The organism is Delftia lacustris, assembly GCF_040267515.1.
Taxonomy (GTDB): domain Bacteria; phylum Pseudomonadota; class Gammaproteobacteria; order Burkholderiales; family Burkholderiaceae_C; genus Comamonas; species Comamonas tsuruhatensis.
On record NZ_CP141274.1, the window covers coordinates 2,106,767 to 2,124,884 of the forward strand.

16 protein-coding genes and 1 other RNA gene are annotated in these 18,118 nt (G+C 67.1%); 10 read left to right on the forward strand and 7 right to left on the reverse strand.

All coding sequences use genetic code 11. The features are described from left to right. The 3 genes from phoU to phoR all read left to right on the forward strand — a co-directional run bounded on the left by phoU (window position 1) and on the right by phoR (window position 2,933). A complete protein-coding gene (gene phoU / locus U6958_RS10910) occupies window positions 1-702 on the forward strand; it encodes a phosphate signaling complex protein PhoU (RefSeq protein WP_016447458.1) in 702 nt (233 codons plus the stop codon). A 20-nt stretch (window positions 703-722) separates the two neighbouring features. Continuing rightward, a complete protein-coding gene (phoB, locus tag U6958_RS10915) occupies window positions 723-1,418 on the forward strand; it encodes a phosphate regulon transcriptional regulator PhoB (RefSeq protein WP_016447457.1) in 696 nt (231 codons plus the stop codon). Between the two features lie 120 nt (window positions 1,419-1,538). Continuing rightward, on the forward strand, window positions 1,539-2,933 hold the full coding sequence (gene phoR / locus U6958_RS10920; protein WP_016451341.1) for a phosphate regulon sensor histidine kinase PhoR: 1,395 nt from the start codon (window positions 1,539-1,541) through the stop codon (window positions 2,931-2,933). A gap of 28 nt (window positions 2,934-2,961) precedes the next feature. Here phoR and U6958_RS10925 read toward each other — a convergent pair whose 3' ends face one another. The 4 genes from U6958_RS10925 to U6958_RS10940 all read right to left on the reverse strand — a co-directional run bounded on the left by U6958_RS10925 (window position 2,962) and on the right by U6958_RS10940 (window position 7,774). Continuing rightward, window positions 2,962-4,329, reverse strand: a complete 1,368-nt coding sequence (locus U6958_RS10925; RefSeq protein WP_074921380.1) for an MATE family efflux transporter — start codon at window positions 4,327-4,329, stop codon at window positions 2,962-2,964. Continuing rightward, the gene (locus U6958_RS10930; protein WP_074921381.1) at window positions 4,326-6,065 is read right to left on the reverse strand and encodes a hypothetical protein; all 1,740 of its coding nucleotides are present in this window, start codon (window positions 6,063-6,065) and stop codon (window positions 4,326-4,328) included. The genes U6958_RS10925 and U6958_RS10930 overlap by 4 nt, the downstream gene beginning before the upstream one ends. A 155-nt stretch (window positions 6,066-6,220) precedes the next feature. Further along, window positions 6,221-6,466: a type B 50S ribosomal protein L31 gene (locus U6958_RS10935; protein ID WP_012206708.1), complete on the reverse strand. Its 246-nt coding sequence runs from the start codon at window positions 6,464-6,466 to the stop codon at window positions 6,221-6,223. A 114-nt stretch (window positions 6,467-6,580) separates the two neighbouring features. Then, window positions 6,581-7,774, reverse strand: a complete 1,194-nt coding sequence (locus tag U6958_RS10940) for a citrate synthase family protein (RefSeq protein WP_074921382.1) — start codon at window positions 7,772-7,774, stop codon at window positions 6,581-6,583. 100 nt (window positions 7,775-7,874) lie between these two features. Here U6958_RS10940 and U6958_RS10945 point away from each other — a divergent pair, with 100 nt between their 5' ends. Beyond that, a complete protein-coding gene (locus U6958_RS10945; protein WP_074921383.1) occupies window positions 7,875-9,284 on the forward strand; it encodes a CoA transferase in 1,410 nt (469 codons plus the stop codon). 64 nt (window positions 9,285-9,348) lie between these two features. Here the strand turns inward: U6958_RS10945 and rho are convergent, their stop codons facing one another. Both rho and trxA read right to left on the reverse strand, forming a co-directional pair. Further along, a complete protein-coding gene (rho, locus tag U6958_RS10950) occupies window positions 9,349-10,611 on the reverse strand; it encodes a transcription termination factor Rho (RefSeq protein WP_016447451.1) in 1,263 nt (420 codons plus the stop codon). A gap of 266 nt (window positions 10,612-10,877) precedes the next feature. After that, complete coding sequence (trxA, locus tag U6958_RS10955) at window positions 10,878-11,210, reverse strand: thioredoxin TrxA (protein ID WP_016447450.1); 333 nt, start codon at window positions 11,208-11,210, stop codon at window positions 10,878-10,880. A 271-nt stretch (window positions 11,211-11,481) separates the two neighbouring features. On the opposite strand from trxA, the gene U6958_RS10960 reads away from it, so the two are divergent. Further along, complete coding sequence (locus U6958_RS10960) at window positions 11,482-12,858, forward strand: TIGR03862 family flavoprotein (protein WP_083393577.1); 1,377 nt, start codon at window positions 11,482-11,484, stop codon at window positions 12,856-12,858. 65 nt (window positions 12,859-12,923) lie between these two features. Here the strand turns inward: U6958_RS10960 and ffs are convergent. Further along, window positions 12,924-13,020: signal recognition particle sRNA small type (gene ffs / locus U6958_RS10965), an RNA gene on the reverse strand. Window positions 13,021-13,120: 100 nt separating this feature from the next. Between ffs and dnaX the strand changes: the two genes are divergently transcribed. The 5 genes from dnaX to U6958_RS10990 all read left to right on the forward strand — a co-directional run bounded on the left by dnaX (window position 13,121) and on the right by U6958_RS10990 (window position 18,071). Next, window positions 13,121-15,307: a DNA polymerase III subunit gamma/tau gene (gene dnaX, locus U6958_RS10970; protein WP_074921385.1), complete on the forward strand. Its 2,187-nt coding sequence runs from the start codon at window positions 13,121-13,123 to the stop codon at window positions 15,305-15,307. A 47-nt stretch (window positions 15,308-15,354) separates the two neighbouring features. Continuing rightward, entirely contained in the window at window positions 15,355-15,687 is a 333-nt protein-coding gene (locus U6958_RS10975) for a YbaB/EbfC family nucleoid-associated protein (RefSeq protein ID WP_012206701.1), read from the forward strand. Window positions 15,688-15,833: 146 nt separating this feature from the next. Next, complete coding sequence (gene recR, locus U6958_RS10980) at window positions 15,834-16,424, forward strand: recombination mediator RecR (protein ID WP_016451347.1); 591 nt, start codon at window positions 15,834-15,836, stop codon at window positions 16,422-16,424. Window positions 16,425-16,469: 45 nt separating this feature from the next. Further along, the gene (locus U6958_RS10985; RefSeq protein ID WP_016447446.1) at window positions 16,470-16,901 is read left to right on the forward strand and encodes an MAPEG family protein; all 432 of its coding nucleotides are present in this window, start codon (window positions 16,470-16,472) and stop codon (window positions 16,899-16,901) included. 84 nt (window positions 16,902-16,985) lie between these two features. Further along, window positions 16,986-18,071 carry an ABC transporter substrate-binding protein gene (locus U6958_RS10990; RefSeq protein WP_016447445.1) on the forward strand — a complete coding sequence of 362 codons (1,086 nt, stop codon included), beginning with the start codon at window positions 16,986-16,988 and terminating at the stop codon, window positions 18,069-18,071. Window positions 18,072-18,118 lie beyond the last annotated feature (47 nt).

The window sequence follows — 18,118 nt, forward strand, 5'->3', positions numbered from 1 at the left end:
ATGACCGAAAAACACCTTTCCAGCCAGTTCGACAGCGAACTCAACCGCGTCTCGGCGCGCGTCATGGAACTCGGCGGCCTGGTCGAGTCCCAGATCCGCCAGGCCGTCTATGCGCTGTCGCGCTTCAGCATCGAGGCCGTGGAGCAGGTCGATGCCGCAGAAAAGCGCGTCAATGCCATGGAAGTGGAGATCGACCACGAACTGTCGTCCATCATTGCCCGACGCCAGCCCACGGCGCGCGATCTGCGCCTGCTGATCGCCTTCTCCAAGGCCACGGCCAACCTGGAGCGCATGGGCGACGAAGCGCACAAGATGGCGCGCATGGTCAAGTCCATCATCGAAAGCGGCGCCGCACGCTCCCTGCCCACGGGCGACCTGCGCACTGCGGCCGAGATGGCCTCGGGCCTGCTGCGCAAGACGCTGGACGCCTTTGCGCGGCTGGACACCAAGGCGGCCGTGGCCATCCTCAAGGAAGATGACCTGATCGACCAGGAGTTCGACGGCTTTGTGCGAAAGCTCATCACCTACATGATGGAAGACCCGCGCACCATCTCGGCCAGCCTGGACCTGCTGTTCCTGGCCAAGGCCATTGAGCGCATCGGTGACCATTCCAAGAATGTGGCCGAGCTGATCATCTATCTGGTGGAGGGCAAGGATGTCCGCCACCAGACCATGGATGCCATCGAGTCGGCAGTGCTGTAAGTGCCGGAGGCGAACAACGGATGAAGAAGATGCCCATGGTCCTTATCGTCGAGGACGAGCCCGCCATCGCGGAGCTGATCGCTGTCAACCTGCGGCACAACGGCTTCCAGCCGGTCTGGGCCGAGGACGGCGTGACCGCGCAGCGCGAGCTCGATGCCGTGCTGCCCGACGTGATCCTGCTCGACTGGATGCTGCCCGGTGCCAGCGGTCTGGCCCTGGCGCGCAAGTGGCGCGCCGACAGCCGCACCAAGGCCGTGCCCATCCTGATGCTCACGGCGCGCGGCGATGAGCCGGACAAGGTGGCGGGGCTCGATGCGGGTGCCGATGACTACATCACCAAGCCCTTCTCGACCCAGGAGCTGCTGGCGCGCATCCGTGCCGTGCTGCGGCGCCGCGCGCCCGAGCAGATCCAGGACAAGGTCAGCATCGGCGAGCTGGTGCTCGACGCCGCCGCGCACCGCGTGAGCTGGCAGGGCGACATGATCAAGGTGGGCCCCACCGAGTTCAAGCTGCTGCACTATCTGATGAAGCACCCCGAGCGTGTGCACAGCCGTGCCCAGTTGCTGGACAAGGTCTGGGGCGATCACGTCTTCATCGAGGAGCGCACGGTGGACGTCCACGTCAAGCGGCTGCGCGAGGCGCTGGGCATGGCCGGTGCATTGATCGAAACGGTGCGGGGCGCCGGCTACCGGCTCAGCGCGCAGGCGCTGGCCTGAGGCGGTCCTGCGTTCCAATGAATCCACGCATGGCCCCCGCAGGCCATGCCCGGGCGCCGCTGCCCCAGGCAGCGAATACAACGCAAAGAAGGCGCAAGTATGGGTTGGCGAGGTTTTCGCTTGTTGGCGTCCCAGATCGCGGGCGCATTGCTGGGATGGTGGCTGTGGGGCGCCATGGCGACCTCCAGCCCTGGCATGGCGTCACAGGCCGTGGCGGCCCTGGCGGGTGCGTTGTGCGCGGGCTGGATCTGGTGGCTGGTGGACAGCTGGAACGCCATGCGCCTGCTGTCCTGGCTGCGCCAGTCGGAGCTGCGGGAGGCACCTGAACTCAGCGGCATCTGGGGAGAAGCCAGCGTGCGCATGCGCCGCTGGCTGCGCCAGAGCGTGCAGCAGGTGCAGCAGGGCGACCAGCGGCTCAATGACATTCTTTCTGCCCTGCAGGCCAGTCCCAACGGCGTGGTCCTGCTGGATGCCGACGGCCGCATCGAATGGTGCAACCAGATCGCGGCGCGCCAGTTCGGCTTCGATGCCGAACGCGACCTGCTGCAAAGCATTGGCAACCTGGTGCGCGACCCCGAGTTCAGCGCCTATTTCGCCACCCAGGATTTCTCGCGCGATCTGGTCATGCAGGGCCGCGAAAGCACGGCCTCGCGCCCCGTCAAGCTGTCGGTGCAACTGTACGGCTATGGCGAAGGGCGCAAGCTGCTGCTGGCGCGCGATGTGACCGCGGTGGAGCAGGCCGAGGCCATGCGCCGTGACTTCGTGGCCAACGTCTCGCATGAAATCCGCACGCCGCTGACCGTGCTCGTGGGCTTTGTCGAGACGCTGCAGAACCTGCCGCTGGAGCCCGAGGAACGCAACCGCTACCTGGGCCTGATGGCCCAGCAGGCCGAGCGCATGCAGCATCTGGTGGAAGACCTGCTGGCGCTGTCGCGCCTGGAGGGCAGTCCGCTGCCCAGCAGCAACGAATGGGTGCCCGTGGCCCAGCTCATGCAGCGCTGCGAAAACGAGGCGCGCGGCCTGTCGTCCATGCTGACGCGCAAGCAATCCCTGCCGCATGCGCTGAGCTTTCCGTCGGCCGAGATGCTGGCGCAGGCCGGCGAGGTGGCCGGCGCCAGCGCCGAGCTGCAAAGCGCCTTCTCCAACCTGCTGGCCAACGCCATGCGCTACACACCGGCAGGCGGGCGCATCGACGTCACCTGGGAGACCTTGCCCGATGGATCGGCACGCTTTGCCGTGCAGGACTCCGGGCCAGGGATCGAGCCCAAGCACCTGGCACGCCTGACGGAACGCTTTTACCGCGTGGACCGCAGCCGTTCGCGCGATACCGGCGGCACGGGCCTGGGCCTGGCCATCGTCAAGCATGTGCTGCAGCGCCATGGTGCCAAGCTGGGCATCACCAGCGCGCCGGGCCAGGGATCGGAGTTTTCGGTGACCTTTCCGGCCAGCCGGGTGCGCATTCCTGCGCCCGAGGCCCGTGACAGCAGCGACAGCCGGGGCAGCCGCGCCGCATAGCGCGCTCTGACGGATGGCCGCTGCCCGCTCAGCGGTTTGTGGCCTTGCGTACGACCGCGCTGAACACCACGGCGGTCACCAGCAGCGCACAGGCGCTGCCGGCCCAGAAGGGGGCGGGCGTGCCCGGGTGCAGCCAGGCGGGCAGGACGCTGTCCGTGCCATAGGCCAGCCAGTATCCGCCGGCCAGACCGCCACCCCATAGCAGCAGGCAATAGATGACCAGCGGCGCCACGGTGATGCGGTAGCAGCGCAGCACGAAGATGCAGAAAGTCTGGATGGCGTCCGCCACATGGTAGGCAGCCACCCAGGCCAGCAGGCTGGCGGTGATGGCCACCACCTCGAGGTTGCCGCTGTAGATGCGGGCCAGGCCCTCGCGGGAAAGGAACAGTGCACAGGCCAGCACCAACCCGCCCATTGCCGCCAGTCGCCAGCCCATGGCGACCAGGCGCCGCGCCGTGACCTCGTCGCCGGCGCCGCGCCAGTAGCTGACCCGTGCGCTGGTGGCAATGGCCAGTGACAGAGGCACCATGTAGCACAGCGCCGCAAGGTTGGCGGCGATCTGGTGGCTGGCCGAGGCCAGCGTGCCCTGGCGCGCCACGAACAAGGCCATCAGCGTGAACGATGTCACCTCCACCAGAATCGCCAGTCCCGCAGGAATGCCCAGGCGCGCGAACTGCGCTAGCTGGGGCCAGTCCGGAGGCTCCATGCGCTGCCACAGCGCCAGCGGTGCGTACAGGCGTTGGCTGCGCATCAAAGACAAGGCCAGCGCGACCATGGCGTAGTTCACGATCAGCGTGGCCCAGGCGCAGCCTTCGGCGCCCAAGGCCGGCAGGCCGGCTCCGCCAAAGGCCAGCCAGATGGACAAAGGGATCTTGATCAGCAGCGACACCAACTGCAGCCAGGTCACCAGCAAGGGGTGGCCCAGCGCCTGGTTGAGCGTGCTGTAGATGCGAAACAGCAGGGCGGCCGGCAGGCTCCAGGCCAGCACCGAGAGATAGGCCCGCACCTGCACCTGCAGCGGCAGCGGAACATCGGCCCAGCGCAGCAGTGCATCGGGAAACAGCAGCACGCCCATGCCCACGGCGCAGGCCGCCAGCAGCATGTACATGGCCTGCCGCAGCGTGCGGCCTATGACCTGGGGCTGTCCGGCGCCGCGGTGCTCGGCCCACAGCGGCAGCAGGGCCTGGAAAATGCCCATCAGCGAGACGTAGACGCTCACGAAGATGGCCGATCCCACGGACAGCGCCGCCAGCGCCTCTTCTGAATAGCGGCCCGCCACGATGGTGTCGGTCACGCCGAAGGCCATCACGGCCAACTGCCCGGCCAGCACGGTCAAGGCATGCTGGGCAATGGTGCGTCGCTCAGCGCTCAGGGGGGCGTGCGCTGGCAGGTTCATGGCTTGACCTGGACGGGCCTCGCCTCAGGCCTGCGTTTCAAGACCAGAAGGAAGTCCTTGCGGTCGGTGGGGCGTACCACGCGGGCCACGGTCTCCCAGGTGGCCTGCAGACGTGCGCTGTGAGGATCCAGCCAGGTTTCTTCCTCGGCCACCATCCAGTCGCAGCGCGCGGCACCGGCCATGCTCAGGCGCTGGGTATCGATGTCACCGTAGTAGCGCATCGCGGCAATGTGGGCGCGCGGCAGGCCATAGGTTTGAACGCAGCTGCCGTCCCTGGGCAGTTCGGCCAGTACCAGGCGCATCTGTGGCTCGAAGCTGCGCGCATGGTCCATCAGCGGCAGCCACAGCGTCATCAGCAGCAGCCAGGCCAGCGTGGCGCCGCTGGCGGGCAGCACCAGGCTCTTCCAGATGGCCGCACGGTTGCGCGAGGTGCGCCAGGCCACGAGCACACACCAGGCCAGGGTGGCGGCCACCGCCACGGCGAAGGACAGCACCGAGAATTCCGGCGTGAACTGCGGGGCCAGCCTTGCCACATTGGCGGCGGGCTTGGCGGGAATGCCGGTCTGCAGCGAAAGCCAGATCACCCAGATGGCAATGGCCGCGGCGCTGAAGAACAGCAGGGTGAACCAGTCGATCAGGGCGCTGATGCTGCGGCGCAGCGTGGGCAGGGCAAAGGCCGCCAGCGTGGCGATGGCGGGCAGGCCCAGCAGCAGGGCGCGGTCTGCTGGCAGCGTGCTCAACGAAGCGATCACCGGAATGATGGCAAACCACAGCGGCAGCGCCAGATGGGGATAGCGCCGGGGCGTGGCGATCTGGCGACGCCAGACCCACAGCGTCCACAGTGCCAGCGGCCAGGCGGGCCAGCTGAACCACAGCAGCAGCCTGACCAGGCTTTGCCATTCCTTGGCAGTGCCGCTGTCCACCACGCGCCAGGCCCACTGGTCCAGCCACCAGGACAGTGCGGCCGCCAAGATCGTCACCGCCAGCCACAGCACGGTCCACAGGCGTGATGCGCGTGGGGCGGGCGTGGCTTCGTCGCCCCAGGTGCGCGAGAAGAAAGCCATGGCGGTACCGCCCAGGCCGAACAGCGTGGCCACGGTCGGCGCGCCGCTCAGTGCCAGGCCGGGCAGGCCCAGGAGCAATGCCAGCGTGGCCGTGCGGCCGTGGTAGGGCATGGCGGCGGCGGCAAAGAACAGCAGGGCCGCGCAGCCCAGCTGGGTCATGTAGCTGGTGGTTTCGTGGGAGAGCTGGGCCAGGCCCAGGCAGGCCACCAGGGCCAGCAACCCTCCGTCGGCCATGGCGCGCGCATAGTCGGTAGGCTGGGCCTCACCGCCAAAGGCAAAGGCCACGGGGCGTGCGCCCGGTGTGCGCGCCAGGTAGTACACGCCCCACCAGGTGGCCGCCAGCGTGATCACCAGCATGGCGATGAAGGGCAGGCGTGCCGCCATCTCCGGGTGCAGCCAGGAAGGTGCTCCCTGCATGGCCAGCGCACCGAGCCAGTACGAGAGCAGGCCTTCGGATTCGGGCAGCAGCCCCGCCATGCGCGGTGCCAGCCAGGAGGTATGGCCCAGGGCCAGCTCCCGCATGTAGCCGAAGGCCTCCATGTCGGCCATGCGCCAGGGGCTGCGCCCCACATATCCGGGCACGACATAGGCCAGGCACAGCAGCAGCAGCGACCAGCGCGGCAGGCGGCGCACGGCGCTTTGGGCAACGATGGCAGGGGTGGGCTGGTTCACTCACAGGACTTTCTGCAACGGAGGGCGCAAGAATACGCGAAGCAAGGGCCTCGAAAAGAATGGGGCATGCCTGGCCGGCATGGATTGGCCGGACTGCGAAAAACAAAAGGGCAGCGCGGTTGCCCGTGCTGCCCTTCTGGCCGGAGAAGCAGGATTTACTTCTTGCCGAAACGGTTGCGGAAGCGCTCCACACGGCCGCCCATGTTGTCCACCGACTTTTGCGTGCCGGTGTAGAAGGGGTGCGACTCGGACGAGGTGTCCAGCTTGAACAGGGGGTAGTCCTTGCCTTCGAAGGTTTCGGTTTCCTTCGTGTTCACGCAGGAGCGGGTCACGAACTTGAAGCCGTTGGACAGGTCCACGAACAGCACTTCGCGGTAGTTGGGGTGGATGCCTTCTTTCATGATCTTTCCTTCTGATGCAAGTGCGGTAGCCGTGCCTGACCCGCTGCAACCTTTGTAGCGGTTCAAATCAAGCGTACTTTCCGCAAGAAAAAGCCCTGCATTATCGCATAGTGCTCAGTTCCGTGCCAAACCCGCAGGCCTGGGGCCCGTGTACGCCGCGCGCGGACGGATGATTTGCCGGGTGGCGCGCTGCTCCAGCGCCTGCGCCAGCCAGCCGGCGCAGCGGCCCAGCGCGAACAGGCCGAAAGCGCTGCCCGGCGGCAGCTGCAGATGCCGTCGCAGGGCCACCAGCGCGAAATCGACCGAAGGCGCCTGCCCCGTCAGCGCCATCACCTCCTTGGCCAGCATCGTTGCCGGGCCATGCGCCGGCAGCATGTCAAGCAGCAGGGCGGCACGCACGTCGCCATCAGGGTAGAGGTGGTGGCCGAAGCCGGGCAGGGATTCGCCGCGCGCCAGACGCTGGCGCAGGCGGGTGGCGATCTGCTGCTCGCCCACCTCGTCCCACAGCGCTTCCACGCGCGCGGTCGTGCCGCCGTGGCGCCCGCCTGTCAAGGCGGCAAGGCCTCCCACCACGGCAGCGCGCAGGCTTGCGCCCGTGGAGGCCACGCAGCGCGCCGTGAAGCCTGATGCGTTGAGTTCATGGTCGGCGCACAGCACCAGGGCCACGCGCACGAGGTCCGCGCCTGGCGCATCCAGCTTCCAGGCCCGTGCGCACTGCAGATGGATGGCGGCCTTGTCCGGCACGGTGCCCAGCAGGCAGGCAGCCAGCAGGCGCAACAGCGCACCGCAGCCTGCCGCCAGCCGTTCGGGTGATTGCTGCCAGGCAGCGGTGGCCGTGTCATCGCTGGCGACGGTGAACAGGGGCAGCAATGTGTTTTCGCACGGTTGGCCTGCCATGCGCTGCTGCAGGTCGGACAGCAAAGGCGCGGCCTCCACGGCGTTTGCAGCGAAGGCTGCCTGGGTCGGGCATTGCCACAGGAGGGCGGCTGTCTCCTCCAGCGTGCGGGTTCGCGCCCAGTGCACGGCGTCCTCGCCCCGGTAGTACAGGCGGCCCTTTTCTATCAATGTGATCGAGGACTCCAGCACCGGCAGGCCCCAGTTGAGCGCGGCCTGCGCCACTTCGCGCGGCTTGCGGCCCTGGCCGCGCTGGCGTGCGAGCTGCTCGACCTCTTCGCGCAGGTAGCGGCTTTGGCGCGGCGTGTCTGCCGCGTGGGCCTGCAGCAGGCCTCGGCTGACATAGGCGTACAGCGTGGCACGGCTCACGCCCAGCAGCGCGGTGGCCTCGGTGGAGTTCAGGTAGTCGGGCATGGGTCGATCATATGTTGATTAATTGAATCAATATTGACAATATTTACCAGGAACCTATGTTGCGAACTCCAAGCCTTGTTTCAGCTGCCAGGAGTGCTCCATGTCCCGTATCCCTTTTCCCTGCGCTTTCGACCATTGCACCGGCCAGATCTGGGAGGCGTTGGATGGTGATCCGGCGGCGCTCCAACGTCTGGAGCAGCGAGGTCGTGGGTCCTTGGCCTCCGTGTTCCCGGTCTCCGATCTGGCGGCCGCCAGCCTGGGGGTGGCAGGCCTTTGCCTATCCGAGTTGATCGCGCAGCTCGACGCTGCAGCGCCGCGTGTGGTGGTGGATCGCAGGCTTGCCTCCTTGTGGTTTGGCCATAGCCTGCATCCGCAGGGCTGGGAGATGCCCGCGCTGTGGGATTCCGTGGCCGGCGACTACCGCACGGCGGACGGCTGGATTCGCCTGCATACCAATGCGCCCCATCACCGTGCAGCGGCACTGGCCGTTCTGGATGCGCCCGCCGAACGCGAGGCCGTGGCTGCCGCGGTCGAGCGCTGGGCAGCACAAGAACTGGAGTCGGCCGTTGTGGCGCAAGGCGGCTGTGCCGCAGCCATGCGCGGGCTGTCTGAATGGGCCGCGCACCCGCAGGGTCGCGCAGTGCAGCGGGAGCCCTTGCTGGCGTGGCAGATGCATCCACATCCGCATCCGCAATCGAGCCGGCATGCGGGTGCCTGGCAGCCATCGGCCAGACGGCCGCTGCAGGGGCTGCGCGTGCTGGACCTGACGCGCATTCTGGCCGGCCCCGCTGCCACGCGATGGCTGGCGGGTCACGGCGCCGAGGTGTTGCGCATCGATCCGCCGGGCTGGGAGGAGCCCGGCACGGTGCCCGAGGTCACGCTGGGCAAGCGCTGTGCCCGGCTGGACCTGCGGGCGCCACAGCATCGTGCCGTGTTCGAGCAACTGCTGGCCGGGGCCGATGTGCTGGTCCATGGCTACCGGGACGGCGCGCTGGAAGGCCTGGGATTCGGTGCCGTGTGGTGTCGGCAGGTGAATCCTTCGCTCATCGACGTGTCGCTCAATGCCTATGGCTGGAGCGGGCCCTGGCAGCAGCGGCGCGGTTTCGACAGTCTGGTGCAGATGAGCGCCGGCATTGCCGATGCGGGCATGCACCGGCTGGGCCGCGACCGGCCCATGCCGTTGCCGCTGCAGGCGTTGGATCATGCAACGGGTTATCTGATGGCGGCCGCCGTGGTGATGGCGCTGGTGCGGCGCAGCCAGGGGCTGGGCGGAAGCACGGTGCGCGCCTCGCTGGCGCGCACGGCCCATCTCCTGGCGGGGCAGGGCGTCGGTGATCCGGACCCCTGCACGCTGGCGCCGGTGGACGGTTGTGCGGATTTCGGCGCGGCCGTCGAGGCCACTTCCTGGGGGCCCGCGCGACGCCTGCGGGCGCCGGTGGAGGTGGCGGGCGCCCCCATGCACTGGGAGCGTGCGGCTTGCGCCCTTGGTACGGCTGCCGCTGCATGGTGAGCTGAATGCAAAACGCCCCGCGTGAGCGAGGCGTTCGCAGGTGCCGTGGGCTGGATCTCTGAGATCAGCCGCCGCGGCGCATCATGTCGAAGAAGTCCACGTTGGTCTTGGTGGCCCGCATGTTCTTGATCATCAGCTCCATGGCCTCGATCTCGTCCATGTTGTACATGAACTGGCGCAGGATGCGCGTCTTCTGCAGGATCTCGGGAGCCAGCAGCAGTTCTTCGCGGCGCGTGCCGCTCTTGTTGAGTTCGATGGCGGGGAACACGCGCTTTTCGTAGAGGCGGCGGTTCAGGGCCAGTTCGCTGTTGCCCGTGCCCTTGAACTCTTCGAAGATCACTTCGTCCATGCGGCTGCCGGTATCGACCAGGGCCGTGGCGATGATGGTCAGCGAGCCGCCTTCTTCCACATTGCGCGCCGCGCCGAAGAAGCGCTTGGGGCGCTGCAGCGCGTTGGAGTCCACGCCGCCCGACAGCACCTTGCCCGACGAGGGCACGACGTTGTTGTAGGCGCGGGCCAGGCGGGTGATGGAGTCCAGCAGGATGACCACGTCCTTCTTGAGTTCGACCAGGCGCTTGGCGCGCTCGATCACCATCTCGGCCACGTGCACGTGGCGCGTGGCGGGCTCGTCGAAGGTGGAGGCGATGATCTCGCCCTTGACCGAGCGCTGCATCTCGGTCACTTCCTCGGGGCGCTCATCGACCAGCAGCACCATCAGGTGAACGTCGGGATGGTTGGCCGTGATGGCGTGGGCGATGCTCTGCATCATCATGGTCTTGCCGCTCTTGGGCGGCGCGACGATCAGCGCGCGCTGGCCGCGGCCGATGGGGGCGATGATGTCGATGATGCGGCCGGTGATGTTCTCCTCGCCCTTGATCTCGCGCTCCAGGCGCAGCTGCTGGGTGGGGAACAGGGGGGTCAGATTCTCGAACAGCACCTTGTGCTTGTTCTGCTCGGGCGAGCCGCCATTGACGGAGTCGAGCTTGGTCAGGGCAAAGTAGCGCTCGCCATCCTTGGGTGTGCGCACTTCGCCTTCGATCATGTCGCCGGTGTGCAGGTTGAAGCGGCGGACCTGGCTGGGCGAGATGTAGATGTCGTCGGTGCTGGCCGTGTAGCTGGTGTCGGGGCTGCGCAGGAAGCCGAAACCATCCGGCAGGATTTCCAGCACGCCGTCGGCGAACACTTGTTCCCCGGCCTTGGCGCGCTTTTTGATGATGGCGAACATCAACTCTTGCTTGCGCATGCGACCGACGTTTTCGATCTCAAGCGCTTCGGCCTGCTTCAGGACTTCAGACACGTGCAGTGCCTTGAGTTCATTAAGGTGCATGGAGAGACTCCAGAACGGAGTGGAAAGAAACCAGGGGGAGGCGTTGAGCCAAGCGAAACACTGTGGAAGTGGGCTGGCTTGCCTGAGGGTCTCAGCGCGGCCTTCGATGCATAAGGCCGGTGATGAAGGGCATTATGACAGGAAAAAATCCGCAGGTCATAGGGAAATTTGCGCTGGCGCAGGGTTTGTGCGCCAGTGCGAGGCGGTGCAGCGGTCAGCGCCGGGCCGCATGTTTGGCTGCCCCGGTGTAGGGGCAGCCAGGAGAATCAGGCCAGGTGCTGGTCCAGGAAAGCAGACAGCTGTGCCTTGTTGAGGGCGCCGACCTTGGTGGCAGCCAGCTGGCCGTCCTTGAACAGCATCAGCGTGGGGATGCCGCGGATGCCGAACTTGGCCGGGATCTCGCGGTTCTCGTCCACATTCATCTTGGCGATGGACAGCTTGTCCTTGTAGGTCTGGGCTGCTTCGTCGAGGATGGGGGCGATCATCTTGCAGGGACCGCACCATTCGGCCCAGTAATCGACCAGCACCGTGGAGCCGGGTTGCAAGACGTCAGCTTCAAAGCTTGCGTCGGAGATGTGTTTGATCAGTTCGCTGGCCATGGGTGATGTCCTTGATTTTTCGCAATGAGGAAGGCGCAGGAAAATCCGCACCGCGAAATGATTGTGACAGAAACCTATCACCTGCTGCACCGTATGGGCGGTAGCTGGATGCTATGACTGTCATAGCTGTTTACGGGGCGGCAGCAGGGTTGCGGGGTCATCGGGAATTAGTGGCGCCTGCGCGCAGGACGGCCTGCGGCAGGGTATTCTGCGCGCCCGCGCTGCAGGCATATGAGTCTGCCGGCAGCGCAAAGTTGAATGCGAGCTTGGAATAGGAACTGATGTGATGGATGCTTTTGAACACGGCGCGGCGGCGCGCACGATGGACTGCGATGTGGCGGTGATCGGCGCGGGGCCTGCGGGCCTGATGGCGGCCGAAGGGCTGGCCGGCAAGGGGCTGACTGTCCATGTGTTCGAGGCCAAGTCCTCCGCAGGACGCAAGTTCCTCATGGCCGGCAAGGGCGGGCTCAACCTGACCCATTCCGAAAACCTGCCCGTCTTTGTCTCCCGCTATGGCGAGCGCAGTGCCGAGGTGTCGCGCTGGCTGGAGCTGCTGCCCCCGGATCAGCTGCGTGCCTGGGCCGGCGAGCTGGGCGTGGAAACCTTTGTGGGCAGTTCGGGCCGCGTATTCCCCAAGGACATGAAGGCTGCGCCCTTGCTGCGTGCCTGGCTGGTGCGTCTGCAGACCCAGGGCGTGGTCCTGCACACGCGCCACCGTTGGCTGGGTTGGCAGGATGGCGATGCGCTGGGCTTTGATACCCCCGAAGGGCGGCTGCAGGTGCGCGCGAAGGCCGTGGTGCTGGCGCTGGGCGGCGGCAGCTGGGCGCGGCTGGGCTCGGATGGCGCCTGGATGCCCTGGCTGGAGCAGCGCGGCGTGGAAGTCGCTGCGTTGAAGCCCTCCAACTGCGGGTTCGATGTGGGCCTGGGCGGTGCGGCGCCGGGCGGGCAGATCGATCGCAGGGAATTCATGGCCGAGCTGCTGGGGGCCAGCCCCCAGCCTGCGCGCGGCTGGAGCCCCTATTTCACCGAGCGCTTTGCCGGCCAGCCTTTCAAGTCGGTGGCGCTGTCCTTTGATGATGGTCAGGGCAACGTTTTCTCGCGCAAGGGCGAATTCGTGGCCACGACCACGGGCGTGGAGGGCAGCCTGGTCTATGCCGTCTCTGCCGCGCTGCGCGAAGCCATTGCGCGCGACGGGCATGCCACCGTCCATCTCGACCTGCTGCCCCAGTTGACACCCGAGCGCGTGCTGGCGGAGGTGCGCCATCCGCGTGGCTCACGCAGCCTGGCCAGCCATCTGAAGGGGCGCCTGGGCCTGGACGGCATCAAGGCCGCCGTGCTGCATGAGGTGCTGGGCAAGGACGGCGTGGCCGATTCCACGCGGCTGGCCCAGGCCATCAAGGCCCTGCCCATCACCGTGGTGGCGGCCCGGCCCATCGATGAGGCCATCAGCACCGCAGGTGGCGTGCGGCTGCAGGCGCTGGATGCCAATGGCATGTGCGTGGCTGCGCCCGGCGTTTTCTGTGCCGGCGAAATGCTGGACTGGGAGGCTCCCACGGGTGGCTACCTGCTGACGGCATGCATGGCCAGCGGCGTGCACGCGGCACAGGGCGTCGCCCGCTATCTGAAGGTGGATGGCGAGACGCGTTGAGGAGAGAAGGGGCCGCTGCGGGCTTGGACGGGGCAGGCGCCCGCAGGGCCTGCTGTTCAATGGAAGGTGACGAGCCTTGCCCTCGGCACTGGTTTCACGGTTAGGGCTGCTTGGTTCCCCACCTGACCCGGTTGGCCGCTTCCCCATGCGAGGAGGCCCGTCACTCCCGATTATAGGGGCAAACACCGGGCTGCCCGGGCGACAAGGCCGGCTAAACCCGGGGCGCACCGGGCGAGGGTGCTCAGCCCCGTAGAATCGCGGGATGTCTTATCTTGTGCTGGCCCGCAAATACCGCCCCCGCAATTTCTCCGAAATGGTGGGGCAGGAGCATGTCGTTCAGGCGCTCACCAATGCCCTGACGCAGCAGCGCCTGCACCATGCCTATCTGTTCACCGGCACGCGCGGCGTGGGCAAGACCACGGTCTCGCGCATTCTGGCCAAGTCGCTCAACTGCCAGGGCGCCGATGGCCAGGGCGGCATCACGGCAACGCCCTGCGGCGTCTGTGCGGCCTGTACCGAAATCGACAGCGGCCGCTTTCCCGATTACACCGAGCTGGACGCCGCCTCCAACCGCGGGGTGGACGAGGTGCAAAGCCTGCTGGAGCAGGCCGTCTACAAGCCGGTGCAGGGACGCTTCAAGGTCTTCATGATCGACGAAGTGCACATGCTCACGAACACGGCCTTCAACGCCATGCTCAAGACGCTGGAAGAGCCACCCGAGTACCTGAAGTTCGTGCTGGCCACCACCGATCCGCAGAAGGTGCCCGTGACCGTGCTCAGCCGCTGCCTGCAGTTCAACCTGCGGCCCATGGCGCCCGAGACCGTGCTGGAGCATCTGGGCCAGGTGCTTGGCCAGGAAGGCGTGGCTTCCGAACCCCAGGCCCTGCGCCTGCTGTCTCGCGCCGCGCGCGGCTCCATGCGCGATGCGCTGTCGCTGACCGACCAGGCCATTGCCTTTGGCAGCGGCCAGCTGCAGGAGTCCATGGTGCGCCAGATGCTGGGCAGCGTGGACCGCAGCCATGTGTTCCGCCTGATCGAGGCACTCGCCCAGGCCGATGGCCAGGTGGTGGTGGAAACCTCCGAGGCGCTGCGCCGCAATGGCCTGTCTGCAGCCTCCACGCTGGAGGAAATGTGCGCCGTGCTGCAGCGCATGGCCGTGGCGCAGGCTGTGCCGCAGATGGCCGCCGACGCCAGCGATCCGGAGGCCGCAGAGATCGCCCGCCTTGCGGTGCTGATGCCGCGCGACGAAACCCAGCTGCTCTACAGCATCTGCCTGCATGGTCGGGCCGAACTGGGCCTGGCACCCGACGAGTACGCGGCGCTGACCATGGCGCTGCTGCGGCTGCTGGCGTTCAAGCCGCAATCTGCAGAGCCCGCCCCGGGCGCGGCTGAAAAAAAAACTCCAGCGCTGACCCCCTCCACGGCGAAGCCTGAATCTCCCGCGCCCGTTGCGCAGACGCGGCCCGCACAGCCCGCTGTGCCCGAGGCCCCCGCTGTCCCAGTCAAGGCGGCCATGCCCGTCCCGGTCGCGCCTCCTGCTCCTGTCGCGCCTGTCGTATCTCCCGTGACCGCTGCGCCCGCCGTGGTCGCTCCCGTGGTGCAAGCCGTTGCGGCTCCAGCGCCTGTTCAGGCGCCCGTGGCCGTGGCCGCAGTTGCCAGGCCGGAACCTGTGCTTGCGCCTGTCCAGGAGGCCAGGCCTTCCGCTGCTCCAGAGCTGAAGCCGGCCGCCGGTGTCGCCCAAGAGCCCCTGGACGAGCCTGTGGATGAGCCCGTGGACGATGTGCAGGAAGACGCAGACTCTTCTGCCGATGAGGCGCCGCAGGTGCAGGATGCCGATGCGCCGGACGAGGGTGCCTGGGCCGGGATGCCCGATGAGGGCTGGGCCGACGAAGGCCGCTGGAGCGATGACGGAGATCTGGCCCTGGAGCCGCCTGCCGCTGCCGTGGCACGGCAGTCCGAACCGCAGATCGACACTCAGATCGATGTGCAGGATTTCGCTCCCGAACGTGGCCGCCAGTCCCCGGATGCGCCTCCCGCGCCGACCGTGGAGCGCACGGCCGAGGGCGATGTCTGGCACGCTGCCGTCCAGCAACTGGTGCAGGCCGAGGCCGTCACTGCGCTGGCGCGCCAGCTGGCGCTGCAGTCGCAGCTGGTGGCGCGCGAGGGCGATACTTGGACGCTGCGTGTGGAAAGCAGCTCGCTGGCCCAGCCCGCCACGCGCGAGCGCCTGCGTGCGGCGCTGGAGGCTGCCGGCCTGGCCCGGCAACTGCATGTCGAGCAGGGCGCAGTGGTGGACAGCCCCGCGCGGCGCAATGCGGTGGCCAGCCATGAGCGCCAGCGCATTGCCGAAGACATCGTGATGAATCATTCTCTGGTGCAAACCCTGATCCGCAGCCATGGCGCGAAAATCGTGCCTGGCAGTATCAAGCCCGTATCCATTCAGCCCTGACACGCTCTAGAGCGTTTCGTTTTTACCCTACAGAAGAAGGAACTCACATGTTCAACAAAGGACAACTGGCCGGCCTGATGAAGCAAGCCCAGGCCATGCAGGACAACCTCAAGAAGGCCCAGGATGAACTGGGCAACATCGAGGTGGAAGGCGAGTCCGGCGCGGGCCTGGTGAAGGTGGTCATGACCTGCAAGCACGACGTCAAGCGCATCACCATCGACCCCAGCCTGCTGGCCGAAGACAAGGACATGCTGGAAGACCTGGTGGCTGCCGCCTTCAACGCTGCCGTGCGCAAGGCAGAAGAAACCTCCAACGAAAAGATGGGCAAGCTCACGGCCGGCATGCCCGGCCTGCCGGGCGGCATGAAGTTCCCTTTCTGAGGCTGGCCCCGAGAGGTTGTGCCGAACAGCCGGGAGAGGCCGTGACGGTTTCCCCAGCCACTCAATTGCGTTGAGCGGCCATCGAGCGATCTGCCCTTGCAGGTCGCTTTTTTTCTGAGAATCTTCTTCATTGAAAGGAAGCCGCCATGTCGGATGTGCAATCGCTCGATGGTCTGATCGAAGCCCTGCGCAGGCTCCCGGGCGTGGGCATCAAGTCTGCGCAGCGCATGGCCTTTCACCTGTTGCAGCGCGACCAGGACGGCGCGCGGCAGCTGGCCCGTGCCCTGACCACGGCCGTGGAGTCGGTAAGCCATTGCGAGCGCTGCCATACCTTCACCGAAGGCCGCATCTGCTCCATCTGCCAGGACGAAGGGCGCGACTCGGCCCGGCTGTGCGTGGTGGAGGCGCCTGCCGACATGGGGGCCATGGAACGCACGGGGGCCTACAACGGCTACTACTACGTGCTGATGGGGCGGCTGTCGCCGCTCGACGGCATAGGTCCGCGCGACCTGAATCTGTCATCCCTGCTGGAGCGCGCTGGCGACGGCAAGGTGCAGGAGGTGATCCTGGCCACCAGTTTCACGGCCGAGGGCGAGGCCACGGCCCATGCGATCAGCGAGGCGCTGAAAGCGCGCGGCATCCATGTGACGCGGCTGGCGCGCGGCGTGCCCATCGGCAGCGAACTCGAGTACGTGGACCTGGGTACGATCGCCCATGCGCTGGTGGATCGCCGGTAGTGGTGGAGGCGGCCAGCATTCCTTGTCTTTTCATCAGGAGCCCGTATGCCGACCTCTGTCGTCCTGCCGCCCGGCGGTTTTTCCCTTGCCCATTGGTGCCTGCTGGTGGCGGCCCTGCTGCCGCTGGTCTGCGCCTACATCGCCAAGGCGCCCGGAATGAAGCACCGGCCGGGGCAGCGCGGCTTCGACAACCACGACCCCCGCGCCTGGCTCGCCCAGCAGACCGGCTACCAGGCGCGGGCGAATGCGGCGCAGGCCAACAGTTTCGAGTGCCTGCCGTTCTTCATTGGCGCCTTGCTGGTTGCCTGGCAACTGGGCGCGCCAGCGGCGCGGGTCGATGGCCTTGCCGTGGCCTTCGTGGTGTTGCGCATCGCCTACATAGCCTTCTATGTGATGGACCGCGCCACGCTGCGCAGTCTGGCCTGGGCCCTGGCCCTGGTGGTGAATCTGCTGCTGTTTTTCGCAGGCTACCGCTGAGGCCTGCGGCCGCATCCGGCGCCCTCGTCCCGCGCAGGGCCTGCACCACAGGCCCTGCGGTGTTTCACGTACGGGCAAGCACCGATGCTGCGTATGCGGGCTCTGGGCATGATCGTGTTGCACTGCAGCAAAATAACCATCATGTCTTCCCACGTGCTTGATCGCCGAACCTTGTTGAGCCTTCTGGGGCTGGCTCCTCTTTGGTCGCTCCCTGTGCTCGGCTCGGCCGAGCTGCTGACGATTGCCGTGGGCGGCCAGGGCCTGCTGTACTACCTGCCACTGGTGATTGCGCAGCAGCTGGGTTATTTCGAGGCCGAAGGCCTGGCCGTGCGCATTGAGGACTATCCAGGCGGATCGCAGTCGCTGCAGGCCCTGGAGTCGGGCGCCGCCGATGTCTGCGCGGGCGCCTATGAACACACGCTTCTTGCCCAGCAGCGCGGCAGCCAGCTGCGGGCCTTCGTCGTGCAGGGGCGTGCACCCCAGATCGCGCTGGGCGTGGCTGCGCGCTGGATGCCGCGCTACCAGACGCTGGCCGATCTGCGCGGGCGGCGCGTGGGTGTTTCCTCGCTGGGCGCATCCACGGCCCGGGCCATGCAGCTGATGCTGCTGGGCGATGGCCTGGATCCCGCTGCGGTGCAACTGGTGGGCGTGGGCTCGGGGCCCGATGCCATGGAGGCGCTGCGCACCGGGCGTGTGCATGCGCTGTGCCATGCGGACCCGCTGATGAGCGTGCTGGAGGACAAGGGCGCCGTGCGCATCGTGCGGGACCTGCGTGATCTGCGCAGCAGCGCGCAGTTGTACGGCGGCTCCATGCCCTCGGGCACGCTGTATGCGACACAGGCCTTCTTGCGCAGGAACCCGGCCAAGGCCCAGGCGCTCAGCAACGCCATGGTGCGCTCGCTCAAGTGGCTGCAGACTGCCGCGCCCATGGACGTGCTGCGGGCCGTGCCTGCGCCCTATCTGCTGGGCTCCCGGCGCGCCTATCTGTCGGCCTTCGAGCACATGCGCACCACGATTTCGCCCGATGGGATGATGCCCGATGACGGGCCCGCCACGGCCCTGCGTGCGCTGGTCCGGCTCGACCCTGCGCTGGCGCGCGGCGGCATTGACCTGGAGCGCTCGTACACCAACGAATTCGTGCGCCAGTCCCGCCAGCGCTTTCACACCTGAGCCCGGCGGCCGCACGCAAAAAAGCCCGCGAAAGCGGGCTCCGTGAC

Excerpts from the sequence above, each read along its gene's own strand:
- phoU (WP_016447458.1), top strand. The coding sequence starts at position 1 with ATGACCGAAAAACACCTTTCCAGCCAGTTCGACAGCGAACTCAACCGC.
- phoB (WP_016447457.1), top strand. The coding sequence starts at position 723 with ATGAAGAAGATGCCCATGGTCCTTATCGTCGAGGACGAGCCCGCCATC.
- U6958_RS10925 (WP_074921380.1), bottom strand. The coding sequence starts at position 4,329 with ATGAACCTGCCAGCGCACGCCCCCCTGAGCGCTGAGCGACGCACCATT.
- U6958_RS10935 (WP_012206708.1), bottom strand. The coding sequence starts at position 6,466 with ATGAAAGAAGGCATCCACCCCAACTACCGCGAAGTGCTGTTCGTGGAC.
- U6958_RS10940 (WP_074921382.1), bottom strand. The coding sequence starts at position 7,774 with ATGCCCGACTACCTGAACTCCACCGAGGCCACCGCGCTGCTGGGCGTG.
- U6958_RS10945 (WP_074921383.1), top strand. The coding sequence starts at position 7,875 with ATGTCCCGTATCCCTTTTCCCTGCGCTTTCGACCATTGCACCGGCCAG.
- rho (WP_016447451.1), bottom strand. The coding sequence starts at position 10,611 with ATGCACCTTAATGAACTCAAGGCACTGCACGTGTCTGAAGTCCTGAAG.
- trxA (WP_016447450.1), bottom strand. The coding sequence starts at position 11,210 with ATGGCCAGCGAACTGATCAAACACATCTCCGACGCAAGCTTTGAAGCT.
- dnaX (WP_074921385.1), top strand. The coding sequence starts at position 13,121 with ATGTCTTATCTTGTGCTGGCCCGCAAATACCGCCCCCGCAATTTCTCC.
- U6958_RS10975 (WP_012206701.1), top strand. The coding sequence starts at position 15,355 with ATGTTCAACAAAGGACAACTGGCCGGCCTGATGAAGCAAGCCCAGGCC.
- recR (WP_016451347.1), top strand. The coding sequence starts at position 15,834 with ATGTCGGATGTGCAATCGCTCGATGGTCTGATCGAAGCCCTGCGCAGG.
- U6958_RS10985 (WP_016447446.1), top strand. The coding sequence starts at position 16,470 with ATGCCGACCTCTGTCGTCCTGCCGCCCGGCGGTTTTTCCCTTGCCCAT.
- U6958_RS10990 (WP_016447445.1), top strand. The coding sequence starts at position 16,986 with ATGCTGCGTATGCGGGCTCTGGGCATGATCGTGTTGCACTGCAGCAAA.